The organism is Wolbachia endosymbiont (group B) of Schoenobius gigantella (assembly GCF_964031005.1).
Lineage (GTDB): Bacteria > Pseudomonadota > Alphaproteobacteria > Rickettsiales > Anaplasmataceae > Wolbachia > Wolbachia pipientis.
In genome coordinates this window covers 328,286-341,404 of record NZ_OZ035002.1, presented here as the reverse complement: position 1 = coordinate 341,404, position 13,119 = coordinate 328,286, and the positions used below count along the sequence as shown (strand labels likewise).

Annotated in this window: 9 protein-coding genes and 3 pseudogenes; 7 read left to right on the top strand and 5 right to left on the bottom strand. The window is 36.4% G+C overall.

Translation table 11 applies throughout. The features are described from left to right. Positions 1-47: 47 nt before the first annotated feature. The 5 genes and pseudogenes from ACQH2O_RS01730 to ACQH2O_RS01710 form a co-directional block, all read right to left on the bottom strand. A complete protein-coding gene (locus tag ACQH2O_RS01730; RefSeq protein ID WP_197907114.1) occupies positions 48-1,073 on the bottom strand; it encodes a group II intron maturase-specific domain-containing protein in 1,026 nt (341 codons plus the stop codon). Then, complete coding sequence (locus ACQH2O_RS01725; protein WP_218936969.1) at positions 1,019-1,735, bottom strand: reverse transcriptase N-terminal domain-containing protein; 717 nt, start codon at positions 1,733-1,735, stop codon at positions 1,019-1,021. Before ACQH2O_RS01725 ends, ACQH2O_RS01730 begins: the two co-directional genes overlap by 55 nt. A gap of 512 nt (positions 1,736-2,247) precedes the next feature. Next, a pseudogene (locus ACQH2O_RS01720) lies at positions 2,248-2,550 on the bottom strand (PD-(D/E)XK nuclease family transposase); the annotation flags it as partial. 52 nt (positions 2,551-2,602) lie between these two features. Next, a pseudogene (locus ACQH2O_RS01715) lies at positions 2,603-3,982 on the bottom strand (IS4 family transposase). 54 nt (positions 3,983-4,036) lie between these two features. Next, positions 4,037-4,649, bottom strand: a pseudogene (locus ACQH2O_RS01710) (DUF6444 domain-containing protein); the annotation flags it as partial. A 424-nt stretch (positions 4,650-5,073) separates the two neighbouring features. Between ACQH2O_RS01710 and ACQH2O_RS01705 the strand changes: the two are divergent. The 7 genes from ACQH2O_RS01705 to leuS all read left to right on the top strand — a co-directional run bounded on the left by ACQH2O_RS01705 (position 5,074) and on the right by leuS (position 13,059). After that, entirely contained in the window at positions 5,074-5,715 is a 642-nt protein-coding gene (locus tag ACQH2O_RS01705; RefSeq protein ID WP_010962336.1) for a protocatechuate 3,4-dioxygenase, read from the top strand. Positions 5,716-5,811: 96 nt separating this feature from the next. Further along, positions 5,812-7,314, top strand: coding sequence for a leucyl aminopeptidase (locus ACQH2O_RS01700; protein ID WP_010962337.1), 1,503 nt, complete (start codon positions 5,812-5,814; stop codon positions 7,312-7,314). Between the two features lie 694 nt (positions 7,315-8,008). Next, on the top strand, positions 8,009-9,196 hold the full coding sequence (locus tag ACQH2O_RS01695) for an MFS transporter (protein WP_425385236.1): 1,188 nt from the start codon (positions 8,009-8,011) through the stop codon (positions 9,194-9,196). A 60-nt stretch (positions 9,197-9,256) separates the two neighbouring features. Continuing rightward, entirely contained in the window at positions 9,257-9,562 is a 306-nt protein-coding gene (locus tag ACQH2O_RS01690) for an integration host factor subunit alpha (RefSeq protein WP_006279881.1), read from the top strand. Continuing rightward, positions 9,562-9,888, top strand: coding sequence for a MerR family transcriptional regulator (locus tag ACQH2O_RS01685; protein WP_006279880.1), 327 nt, complete (start codon positions 9,562-9,564; stop codon positions 9,886-9,888). Before ACQH2O_RS01690 ends, ACQH2O_RS01685 begins: the two co-directional genes overlap by 1 nt. Positions 9,889-9,933: 45 nt before the next feature. After that, positions 9,934-10,530, top strand: coding sequence for a murein hydrolase activator EnvC family protein (locus ACQH2O_RS01680; RefSeq protein ID WP_006279879.1), 597 nt, complete (start codon positions 9,934-9,936; stop codon positions 10,528-10,530). A gap of 12 nt (positions 10,531-10,542) precedes the next feature. Beyond that, complete coding sequence (gene leuS / locus ACQH2O_RS01675; protein ID WP_010962340.1) at positions 10,543-13,059, top strand: leucine--tRNA ligase; 2,517 nt, start codon at positions 10,543-10,545, stop codon at positions 13,057-13,059. The last annotated feature ends 60 nt before the right edge of the window (positions 13,060-13,119 follow it).

Sequence of the window (13,119 nt, the reverse complement as noted above, 5' to 3'; positions counted from 1 at the left end):
ACGTGAGACTTTGCGCCTCATACGGCTTCTCTCTAATTTGGTGCTTGTCATGCACACCTCCTGTGTAATTCATCGTGACAATGCCCATGTAACAAAGATAAATTTTTGATCATATTGTTTCGTCTATTCCGGTCTTTATGATGTATTTCTATTATATCATCACTTTCAAACCATAGTCTACAATTACCGCATTTACTTTGTTGTAACTTCAATAGTTTTATTACTCTCGATGGCTTATCTGGTATTTCTCTAAGACGATTACCCCAATATACCCAATCACCATCATATGGAGATCTGGTTTTTTGCACTTTGATATGTCGTTTAATAACATGATCGCTGTGTATAATAAGATGTATCTTGTTACTTGTCATAAAACGCCAGTTATCGTTATTATACTTTTTAAAGTATTTTCTTTTTATCCAGCATTTCCCTTTGTTTGGGTGCCTAAAGACTGCCCACTTCCAGAGCTTTCTATGTATAGTATTATCCAATGAGCTAAAGATTTTACATGAAACTACCGAAGAGTAATATTGACTCCATCCTCTGTTTATTGGATTGAGATTCCTTATTATTACTTCCTGTGGCGCCCCACGCATTTCTCTAAGTTTATGTTTAATAGCAAATGTATGCTGCTTTATAGAATTACGACTTGGTTTTATTAATAATGTGTAACCTTTTTTACTTTCTTTTGTTGGATATTGTCTTATTGAAAATCCAAGAAAATCAAATCCTGGTTTTGTTTCGTCAATGGTTCTTAATGTATGAGAAATTCTTGTTTTAGAGGGCTTTAATTTTAGTCCAATGGTTTCTAACCATTCTTCAACTAAAATTTTTGCTTTAAGAATAATCTCTTCGTTTTCATGTATGATGACAAAATCATCACAGTAGAAAATTACACTAATAGACTTTTGCGCGTTTTTATGCGATATCCTACCATATTTTCTTTTCATGCATTGAAAGAGTTCGTTTGTTAATGCTTTTTTGACATGTTGCTCTAATCCGTGTAATGCAACACAAGCTAGCAACGGTGCCTCCTTGAATTGTACCACGTTTTGTGGATTGAAGCTTTCCATCTTCCATAACACCCGCTTCTAACCATCCTCTTATGATTTTCTTTAACGCTGGTGTGGTTTTCAAGCAGTTTATTATGGTTAATATTGTCAAAGCATCCAGAAATATCAGCATCTAATACATATGCTGTTTTCTGTTTTAGCACATTAAATATGGCTTCAATTGCATCATGACATGATCTACCAGGTCTAAAACCATAAGTGTTTGGCTCAAGTTTTGCCTCCCATTCTGGTTCCAACACCATTTTTACAAGTGTTTGTTTTGCTCGACACGATATAGTTGGTATACCAAGCGGGCGATATTCCGATGGCTTACCAGGTTTTGGGATCCAGACACGTCTTGATGGCTTTGCTTTCTCTCTTATATCTAAGGAGTTTGCCAATTGCAATCTTTCTTTTTGACTAAGGTTAGCTTTTCCATCAATACCTGCAGTTTTTTTCCCTCTGTTGTCCTGAGTTACCCTTCTAACTGCGATCGTTCTTGCACTTGTTGATTTGAGTAATAATCTCTGAAGGTTGTGCATCTTTTTGATATCATTACATTTAGAGGCTTGGTAAATTCGTTTTTGTAGCTTAAATGAAGATTTCTTCAGCTTTCGCCAAGGAATTCCATTCCATTCATACCTAGCTTTTTGCTGGTCCATAACATATTCACTACTATTCACCACTTTACCTTCCAAATTAAAGTGTTTACGTCTGCATATCCCAGATATTACTTTGTGGGCATTAGCTTCTTAAACAATCCTTCCACATAGCGGCTTGTGGTTGGCTACCTACTTATATTTAATGAATATAAGAGCTTTTATGTGGTTACTCCGTTCCATAGCTTCGTTTCACGTTAAACTTAGATTCCTACTATTTGCCGGAAGCTGGGAACATCAATAACTAAAGTCTTCAATCTTTAGTTCCCCTTTTGCTTCGTACCATTTTGGTCTATGCGTAGTTCAACCTCTTTTCGCATACTATGCTTTGACGACAATTCAAACATAGGTTCCTCTCGTAATCATATCTAACTCTGTTTGCAGGGATTCACCATGAGGTTTAGTGTTACCTGCTTTTATCTCATGCTTGCATCCCAAAGGTTGCCATCCTTTGAAATGTGAGACATACATTATCCCCGATGTCTAGGGAAGATGGAATTTAACCATCACAAAACCACGGCTTTCCGGGTCGCACTGAAGAAAAATAACCAACGATCCACTATGCTTTCTAGCTGTTCTTCCTTATTCTTAGGAAATTTAGGTAGTTCAATAAATACAAATTGAAAATCTTTTAAGTCATGCTCATAGGTTTTCTCACCTCTTATAGTGTGGCTGGATATATAATCAAGCTTATCAGGAAATAAATTACAATTAGAGATAGCAATAAAGAAAACCTTCTTTAAATCAATGTACTTACCAGATTTATCAGCTTGCCTTGAGTAAGCCTTAGCAGCATATAGTTGAGCTCGTTTCTCAAAACCTTTATCACGAGCAAACTGGTCAGGTAAGGAAGCAGTATTACTACTACTCCCTCCCTTAGAAACCTTACTATTACCCACAAATATGAGGTTCATGAGCAAGTCTCCATCCTTCTGCTAGATCAAAGAGACGTCTCCACCCTTTCCAAAGAGTAATTGGTCCTGGTTTTGGGTCGCTTTTTCTTGCTAAATGACCTCCAAGTTCACGAAACGGCTTCTTTTATAGTAGGGGCTATATTTGGACATGGTTTCCTGTGTATTTTAACATATAAAACTTTCCATTCTTCCTCAGCTAATAAGGCAGTACATAGTAATGTTGGGTTAGTTCTTGCAATTGATGTAATAAAGAAAATTCTCCAAGCAATAATGCTCATGACTGTTAAATACCTCATTAATCTTTCTGCTGTTCCAAGTCTACATTCCTCAACTTTGAGACCAGATTTTAAAATCTTATGCAATATCTCTATTTTCCATCTCAAACAATACCAACTAACTTTTTCAACAGCTTCTTCAAAAGTACTGACCGGAAAAAAGCATCCACTCTAGAGGACTTGCTTCGGGAGGAGAGTTTTTTTCAACAACATGAATTGCGTGAAGTTGTAGACTCTGTCGGTTTATATTTTATGTGACCTTCTTTACATTTTATATGGCCTTCATGTGATAAATTTTCCGAATCTAATTTCTAAAAACGCTGTCCTTTTTTGCTTGTTATCTCTAGCAGGGATTTCAACTTCTACTTTTCCAGCGCAAGGGAGGCCTTGGATAAATGACCATAATTTTTGCTTGTTCCTGGTATGCATGAATTTTTTATTTACATTTCTGTTGTGGCGAGCTCTTACTAAAATTGCTGAGTTAAGATTATGTGCAAGTTCAAAAAAATCATGCATATCTGCTTCTCTGTCACATACAGTTATAGCTTCGGTTTGGGCCAGATCTATAATATTATTTGTTTTCTTTAAACTTTCTAGCCATTTCATACTTTCTTTATCCTCAATATGAACGTTGTTACGATGGCTCTTTAGTCTTTTTTCTTCTTCAGAAATGAGTTGCCTCGAGTAAATCTTTTGATCCAGTATTCCCAGCTTCCGTACTAACAGCAAGGGCTGTATGCATTACTGCTCCTTTTCCAGCAATAGTTCCCAATCCGCTTATGGCTTGAGTATGAAATATAAGTTGTATCTTGAATCACAAGAATTCTTTTATGAGCTTTTGTTCTTTCAACTGTTTTATCAATGTGTGAAGCTAGAATATCGACTTCTTTTACGTTCTCATTTTGAAAAAAACGTTATGCTGCTTTTGCTTCTGACCAACTTCCGCATGCCTCATTAATTGAGCTTTCAGGTAAACTTATCAAACTATCAGCAATCTTTACTAATCGGTCAGTTAATCTTTTATCTCCAAGTACAGCATCTCCAAATTCATTTTTAGCCCATTCATTACTCTCGTTTGCCATTTTTATACCCTCAATATTTGCAAACTTTAATATTGTAATACTTTATTTATAAGTACATTTATATTTGTGGGTAATAGTAAGATTTGATATGCTGCCAACACTTATGTTCAAATTAAAAATGTCATTTATGATACTAGCCACTTCACGCTTTGAGTTTTTGTAAAATCCGCTGAGTGCTGCAATTATAGACTTAACCCTTGGACCAAATGTATCTGGCGTAACACCTTCTGGTAACTTGCTACTTTTTCTTTTTCTGCATCTCCAACAACGACCATGTTCCAATTACTACATAAGGCCTAATTTCCGGAAGATCAACTTTTTGGTGAACATAAGGTTTTTCGCATATTACAAGCTCTCCTCCGCATTCGCAAATATTAGGCAACTCTATTTTTACTACTTTATCCGCTTCCATTGTGGCATGAAAATTTCCTTTATGCCCAACCTGATCGCCAACATTCCTTTCGCTTTTTGGCTTGTCCTTTTTTGTTTTGTACAATTCTTTAGAGCTCGGTAGAGATGAATTTTTCGAGTTTAAACCAAGCCTTTCCTTTAATTCAGCGTTCTCTATCTTTAAAGCTTTATTTTCTGCTTTTAAGTTTTCTATCTCTGCTTTCAGTTTTTCTATTTTTTGCTGTAAATTTTTGCAAAGTTCTAAAAGGTTTACCACATTACCTCACTTTTGCTCTATGATTATCTTTATTATCTTGCTTTGTCTACCTTATTCTACCACTCCGCTGAACGGATACAATTTACTAAACAGAAAAAAAGGCAAAAGAAACCCTAGGGTAGCTAGTTATTCACTATCCATTTTTTAAGTTGGCGTTTTTTAATGTTTTAAATAGCGCGTTTCAGCTTGTGTAGGTAAAAACCTAGAAATATTGTGAAGACATAAGGTGCACATAGTGCAAAAAATTAAAAATAAGACGCCAACTACGTTGTTTTCTTGCTGTTTAATCTGCACAGATGAAGATAACTGAATACCTTCAGTTTCATGATAAGGGGGCTGGCGAAGGGTGTCAAGCAAGTTTTTTCGTTTCTATTTCCAATAAAAGTTTGTTATATGGTTATGCAAGAAGTCTATTATAAATGAAATGAATGTGAAAAATATCTTGTTAGCACTTTTAGTACAAATGATATTCAGTTTGCCGCTATTTGCAGCTGATCCTGTTTTGCTCAACTGCATTAAAACTCCGGAAATATATGACCTTGATGCAAGGCCAAAAAATTTTAGCTCTTCAAACAATTTAAGAAGGAAACCTGGTTCTCCAAATAGTGCAATAGGGGAATTAATACACATAGTGGGTAGAATTACTGATATAAACTGCTTACCAATACAAAATGCTGTAGTTTCTATATGGCACGCGAATTCACGCGGCGTGAACCATTACGATAAGAATATAGAGGATGATCTGAATTTTGCTGGATCAGGAAGGTTTGTAGTGAATAATCTTGGCTATTATAATTTTATTACGATAGCACCTGGTAAAATTGGTGATAGAGCTCCACATATCAACTTTCTAGTTCAACATCCGGATTTTCCAGAATTCACAACGCAAATGTTTTTTGCTGACCATAATTGCGATAATTGCGCTGATCCTGTTCTTGAAGATTTTGTTAGTAATGGGCTTGCAAGCCTTCTCATAACACCATTTACTTACAGTGATCAGGTCATAAAAACCTATACGTTTAACATTACCTTGGGCGGATATAATAAGTTCTCTAATAAAAGATAAAAAACCTTGCATGTAAGGGAGTCCATAGTAAACTTAAGTGTTATTGTACTTAGGATGTATATGAAAAATATCTTACTGATGTTTTTGCTGTGTTTTATGTACAGTTTACAATTATTTGCAACGGAGATACCAGCAATGAAAATAACAATTTCTAAAATTTCGCCCGATTTTAAAACAATAGTAATGGGTTTATTTGAAGACAACGAAACCGTAAATGATGGCGGAGTTTTGCAAGGAAAACAGGTCATAGATAATATAAAGCAATTTAGCGATTTCAATGGAAGTTTTGGTGAATTTTTCTCTACTGCTTTGCCAGAAGAAAAAAATGTTATAGTTGTTGGACTGGGTAAGAAGGATGAATGGAATGAAAATAAAGAATTAAATATTGGTGGTAAAATATATTGTGAGCTAAGCAGATTAAAAATTAAAAAAGCAGCGGTTTTAATCGAAGGTAGTGCAGCAAATGTTGCATATGGTGCGTTTCTGCGTAGTTTTAAGTTTGATAAGTATAAAACTAAAAAGGATGAGAAAATTACAGAGGTAGAGGAGATTACCGTATTAGTAAAAGATGAACAATTAAGTAATGCTGAAAGATCATTTGAGCACTTAAGGCAAGAAGGTGAGAGTATATTCCTTGCGCGCTCTTTTATAACAGAGCCTCCTAACATTCTATATCCAGAATCCTATGCTGATCATATAAAAAAAGAACTTACTAAGCTTGGCCTTGAAATCGAGGTGCTTGATAAAAAGCAGATGGAAGAGAAAAAAATGGGAGCCTTGCTTGGAGTTGCACAAGGAAGTAGTAAAGAACCAAAATTAGTAGTGATAAAATGGAATGGAGCTTCTAAAGAACAAAAGCCTATAGCTTTTGTTGGTAAAGGTATAACGTTTGACACTGGTGGAGTATCACTCAAACCTTCACGTGGTATGGAGTCAATGAAATATGACATGGCAGGCTCTGCTACTGTGGTTGGGGTGATGCATGCTTTAGCAGGACGAAAAGCAAAAGTAAATGCGATCGGTGTGGTCGCACTTGCAGAAAATGCAGTGGGTGGTAATGCTCAAAGACCAAGTGATGTAGTAACTTCAATGTCTGGACAAACAATAGAAGTGTTGAACACCGATGCAGAAGGAAGGCTCATACTTGCAGATGCTTTATGGTATACGCAAGATAGATTCTCACCAAAATTTATGATTGATCTTGCAACTTTAACTGGTGCTATAGTGGTTGCACTTGGAAATAACGAATATGCTGGTCTTTTTTCAAATAATGATGAATTAGCAAACCGTCTGATTGATGCAGGAAATGAAGTAAATGAGAAGTTATGGCGTTTTCCTATGAATGAAACTTATGACAAAATTATTGATTCACCGATTGCTGATGTTCAAAACATCGCTCCTGCAGGCTCTGGTGGAGATAGCATAATGGCTGCACAGTTTTTACAGCGTTTTGTGAATGAAACTTGCTGGGCACATTTAGATATCGCAGGCACTGCTTGGCACGAGAAAGGTACTGACATTTGTCCAAGAGGAGCAGTAGGTTTTGGTGTAAGGTTACTTAATAAGTTGGTTGAGAAGTACTACGAAGCCAATGATTAAAGGTCTTTATACTGGATTTATGGCTTAGCTACATGAACGTTTATTTTCGAGGCGCAGCAAATGAAAGTAGCTGATACATATTTCTTTTTTTCTGGATTCCAGTGTCAGCTACTTTCATGACACCCTGACAACCGTCATCCCGCTACTTGTTAGCGGCTGAGATACCGCGAATGAATCGCGGTATGACGGTTCGTGGCGGCGTGACGATAAGCTCGTCATCCCGCTGCTTGTTAGCGGGATCTAGAGATACCGCGGCGGTATGACGTAGGACTGCTGTCATCCCAGTGCTCCTTTTTTTGTCATCCAAGTAGCCTCCTATGGTGTCATCCCAGTGCCCAGACACTGGGATCCAGTTGAGCTATTTCAACAAAAATACTGCATTTTGAGATGAACGTTTATTTTCACCAGATTATTTACAAGTATAACAATTAAAGTCTGGATTCCAGTGTCAAGCACTGGAATGACACCGTCTTGGATGGAAACCAGTGTTGGCTACTCGGATGACATCATAGGGGCGCTGGGATGACACCCTGACAATCGTCATCCCGCTGCTTGTTAGCGGCTAAGAGATACCGCGGCGGCATGACGTAGGGAAACCGTTTTTTGGGTTAGCTATAACAGTAGTCAGGAAACAATAGCTTAAAAAGAGACTTAGTGTTAAATTTCTAATAGATTACTTATAAAAATAAATCTTATGGAAAGCAGAGCTAAGGCTTGGTTCATTTGGCTGATTAGTAACTTGGTTGTTATATTCAGCAACATGCAGATAATTTATACCTTTATAAGTGTAAATCTCGAAAAGGAACTTGGACTTACAATCGCGCAAGTTGCACTGGCTAATTCAGCATATACTTGGACTTTCGCCATCTTACAATTTTTTAGTGGAGCAACGTTTAATGTTTTTTCCAGTAAAAAAATTTATTTTTTCTCGTTATCAACTATGATCTTGGGGTTTTTTGTCCTTATTAATAGTGACAATTTCTCCCATTTGATTTTGTCTCAAGTGTTGATTGCAACTGGAGCATCATTTGGTTTTATTGGTGCTGCTCACACAAGTAGCATATGTTTTTCCGCTGCCCAATTTGGACTAATGTTTTCACTAGTGCAGACAATTTCAAGCCTTTCTGCTTTGGTAATTCAAATACTGTTCTCTAACTTGCTTGCCGAAGATGCATATTGGAAAAATCTGATTGTATGCATAATACTATTTGGTGTGTTGATATTTGTACTTACGCTTTTTTGTCCAAACACACTTCCAGAAAGCAGCTCAGAAAAGCGCACAATAAAAAGCTCTATGAAGACAGTAATGTGCTCTATATTAACAGTGCTAAAATTAAGAGATATCTGGATAACTTCAGTGGTGGGTGCTATTACTTTTGGAACATTTTTAGCACTTAATACCTTGTGGGCTCCAAGGTTACTGGGCAACTCAGAACTCAATGCAATGGAGTCAGGTATAGCAACTGCAATACTATGGCTTGGTCTTGCAGTTGGTGCTCCAATTGCAGATCGAATCTCAAACTTATTTAAAAATAGGAAACATGTAATTTCTGCTTTTGCTTTATTGCAAGGCGTCTCAATTATTATTTTACTATACAGCCATTTAACAGTCCACGTTGTGTACTTTTGTATGTTAATGTTCGGGTTTTTTGCGGGAGGACATATGCTTAATTTTACTGTCGGCAGCGAGATTGTGAAACGAAAATACATCAGCACATCATCATCCATTATCAATGGATTTATGTTTATTGGCAGTGGAGTTATAGTGTCAATGTTAGCACTTTTTAAAGATCATAAAATGGAACTTTTTGCAATATTTGCGATATTGATAGTTGCCGGTATTTTAAATTATGCAACAAAAGAGACATACTCTAAAAAATAAAGTAGCTGAATCTCGAGTCGATTGCTATATTATATTTACGTATTGTAATATTTATCAATAATGGATCACGTTACAACAAAAGACACAACAGTAACTAAGGCAACGATAGCTGGAGATATAAACCAAGAAATAGGATTATCAAAGGAAGACTCTGTTTCGATAATAGATGATATATTGGACGAAATAAAGACAAGCTTGGTAAAGGATGGAATAGTAAAAATATCGTCATTTGGAACATTCTTGGTTAAGAAAAAGAAGGAAAGACCAGGAAATATACCAAATACATCGGAGAAAGTGATGATTCAGGCAAGAAATTCAGTTTCTTTTAGGCCTTCAAAAATTATAAAAAAATCAATCAATAATTAATGAACAAGGAAAAATTATTTTATACGATTGGGGAAGTAGCTGAAGAGCTACATTTGGAACAGCATGTTTTGAGATTTTGGGAAGGTCAATTTCATCAAATTAAGCCTACAAAGCGTAAAGGAAGAAGGCTATATGATCGCAAGTGTATAGAGGCCATAAAGAAAGTAAAATACATGCTATATGATAAAGGATATACAATAAAAGGAGTGCAAAAAGAATTTGGTAATGATATAAAAGTCACAAAGAATTTGTTGCAAGAACTCACCGATTTGAGGGACTATTTAACTAGTAAAATAAATAACGAGGAAAGTAACAAGCAGGCGTGAAACACTACGTCTCGCTAAAATTTTGGAGTTTTGTGAGAGTTTAAAATGTGGCATATAGCCTCATTTCTTATGTTATTAGCAATATTAATAGGCTGTGGCCTGCAAAAACCTGCACCTGTGCTGCTTAAAGGCGAAGAATTTTACGGAAAAAGAGATCTGGAATATACAAGAGAGTACCATTTAATTAGGGAGCCTTCAGTGCAAAAAGAAAGTAGAAAAGCCATCATAAATAGGATATACAAAGATAACAATAATACACAAAATGTGGGGGTAAATTGTAAATTTGTAATGCCAGTTAAAGGTTCAGCTACCTCTTCTGATGAAATGTGTAAGGATGGCATAAAAATTGCTGCTCAAAATGGAACGAACGTAGTTTCCTCTGCACCAGGCAAAGTGATATATGTAGGCAAAGGGCTGAGATGGTATGGGAATTTAATTATAGTGGAACACAAAGATAATTACATGACTGTGTACTCCTATTTAAAAAACATACATGTTGAAATTGGCGATAAAGTAAAGCAAGGTCAAGTAATTGGATCTGCAGGTAAATCAAGCACACAAGATAAAGATCCACAGATGTGTTTCACAATACGACATAATGGCCAAGCGGTTGATCCTTTGATGCATATGAACTGTAATTGAATTTGGATTTATATGAAATATGATTTTAAAAGTGTTGAAAAATTTTATCAAGATAAATGGGATTTTTCTGTAAGCAAGAGTGGTAAACAAGAAAAGTGTTACGTGTTGGAAATGTTTCCATATCCATCTGGTAAAATTCATATGGGACACTTACGTAACTATGCAATAGGGGATGTGATAGCGCGTTACAAGAGAGCTAATGGATTTGAGGTTTTGCATCCAATTGGCTGGGATGCGTTTGGATTACCAGCTGAGAATGCAGCAAGGGATAACAATATTAGCCCCGAAACATGGACAAAAGAGAATATAGATAATATGCGTACACAGTTGAAATCTATAGGTCTTTCTTATAATTGGGAGCGTGAACTCTCCACATGTGAACCTGACTATTATAAACACGAACAAAAATTTTTCCTGGATTTTTTAAAGCATGGGCTTGCCTATCGAAAAGAGTCATGGGTTAACTGGGATCCAGTGGACCAAACAGTGCTTGCAAATGAACAGGTGGTTGATGGAAAAGGATGGCGATCAGGTGCAGTTGTTGAAAAACGTAAGTTGTCCCAATGGTTTTTAAAGATTACTGATTTCGCTGAAGATTTACTCAAGTGCCTGCAAAGTTTGAAAAATTGGCCAGAAAAAGTCAAAACAATGCAGGAGCGTTGGATAGGAAAATCTGAAGGAGCAACTATAGAGTTTGAAGTAGTTGGCCTGAATAAGAAATTAAAAGTTTTTACAACTTATCCTCATACTTTGTTTGGGGCTTCTTTTTGTGCAGTGGCAGCAGAGCATCCTATTGTGCAGGATTTAAAGAATGGTTCTTCTGTTGTCATCCCAGTGCTTGACACTGGGATCCAGGAAATAAAATCAAAAAGAGAGAACGATGAAAAAATAGGAGTTTACACCGGATTAAACGTCAAACATCCATTTCTTGATAAGGAATTGCCGCTTTACATAGCGAATTTTGTGTTGATGGAATATGGGGAAGGCGCGATTTTTGGTTGCCCTGCACATGATCAGCGTGACTTTGAATTTGCACAGAAATATAATTTGCCGATAATTCCCGTTATTTCTTCAGCCCACTTAGGTGTCATTCCAGCGCGTGACCAGAATTCTTACAATGGATCCCAGTGTCAAGCTACTCAGATGACAAAGGAGGCGTATACTGGAGACGGGACAATGTTTAACTCCGAATTCTTAAACGGATTAATGGTTAGTGAAGCAAAGGAAGCCATAGTTAAAAAATTTGAAGAAAAAAAAATAGGCAAAAAAACAATAAACTATCGTTTGCACGATTGGGGAGTTTCAAGGCAGCGTTATTGGGGATGCCCTATACCTATCATATATTGCAAAGATTGCGGAACTGTTCCAGTGCCAGAAAAAGACCTTCCTGTAGTTCTACCAATAGATGTAGAATTTACAAGTGGTGGCAATCCGCTGGATAAGCACCCAACTTGGAAATTTGTTGATTGTCCAAAGTGCGGAAAGCAAGCAGAGCGTGAAACTGATACATTCGACACCTTTTTTGAATCTTCCTGGTATTTTGCTGCATTCTGTAGTGAAGATAAATCAATAGACAAAGATGCATGTAATCGTTTTATGCCTGTTGATTATTATATAGGTGGGATAGAACATGCAATTCTGCATTTGCTTTATTCAAGATTTTTCTGCCGTGCTTTAACCAAATGTGGCTATTTTGATATTAAAGAGCCTTTCTCTACTTTAATCACTCAAGGAATGGTCTGCCATGCAACTTATAAAGACGAAAATGGTAAGTGGCTATTTCCCGCAGAAGCAAAAGAATTAATAGCGCGAGGTGCAAAAGTTCAAGTGGGCAAAGTTGAAAAAATGAGCAAATCGAAAAAGAATACAGTTGACCCAAACTTTATCATAGAAAAGTATGGTGCTGATACTGCTCGCTTGTTTGTGTTGTCCGACACTCCTCCGGAGAAAGATATGGAATGGTCCGATGATGGCGTGGAAGGTTGTTCTCGTTATGTAAATAAATTGTGGCGTATGGTCATGCAGCTAAGACCTGTAAATATACACTATGATAATGAAAATGTTACGGGTGGACTTCTAGAGTACAGAAAAAAAATTCATAAACTCTTACACGGACTTACAGATGACTTGGAAAACTGCAGATTAAACTGTGTAGTGGCAAAATTTCGTGAGATGACGAATTTAATAGCTGAAATAGACGTAAAAACTGGAAAATCTCTTATTGATGAAGGTATATGTATATTAATCAGAGTAATCGAACCATTCATACCACATCTAGCTGAAAGCCTATGGCAAGAAATAGGAGGTCAACCTTGGCCAAAAGCTGATGAATCATTATTAGTTGACGATACGGTAACTATAGCAGTGCAAATCAATGGAAAATTACGTACAACAATCAAGGTGGCAATTAACTTACCTCAAGAAGAATTGAAGAAAATAGCGATAGACTCTGTGTCCAGTAAGATCGATCAAAGCAAAGTTCGCACTGTATATGCTGTACCAAATAAGATAGTAAATATAGTTATATAAAAGACCTGAGTAGTACGTTTTATATAATCTGATTTTATGGCTATACTTTTTTTGACATGT

Excerpts from the sequence above, each read along its gene's own strand:
- ACQH2O_RS01705 (WP_010962336.1), top strand. The coding sequence starts at position 5,074 with ATGAATGTGAAAAATATCTTGTTAGCACTTTTAGTACAAATGATATTC.
- leuS (WP_010962340.1), top strand. The coding sequence starts at position 10,543 with ATGAAATATGATTTTAAAAGTGTTGAAAAATTTTATCAAGATAAATGG.
- ACQH2O_RS01730 (WP_197907114.1), bottom strand. The coding sequence starts at position 1,073 with ATGGAAAGCTTCAATCCACAAAACGTGGTACAATTCAAGGAGGCACCG.
- ACQH2O_RS01695 (WP_425385236.1), top strand. The coding sequence starts at position 8,009 with ATGGAAAGCAGAGCTAAGGCTTGGTTCATTTGGCTGATTAGTAACTTG.
- ACQH2O_RS01700 (WP_010962337.1), top strand. The coding sequence starts at position 5,812 with ATGTACAGTTTACAATTATTTGCAACGGAGATACCAGCAATGAAAATA.
- ACQH2O_RS01690 (WP_006279881.1), top strand. The coding sequence starts at position 9,257 with ATGGATCACGTTACAACAAAAGACACAACAGTAACTAAGGCAACGATA.
- ACQH2O_RS01685 (WP_006279880.1), top strand. The coding sequence starts at position 9,562 with ATGAACAAGGAAAAATTATTTTATACGATTGGGGAAGTAGCTGAAGAG.
- ACQH2O_RS01680 (WP_006279879.1), top strand. The coding sequence starts at position 9,934 with ATGTGGCATATAGCCTCATTTCTTATGTTATTAGCAATATTAATAGGC.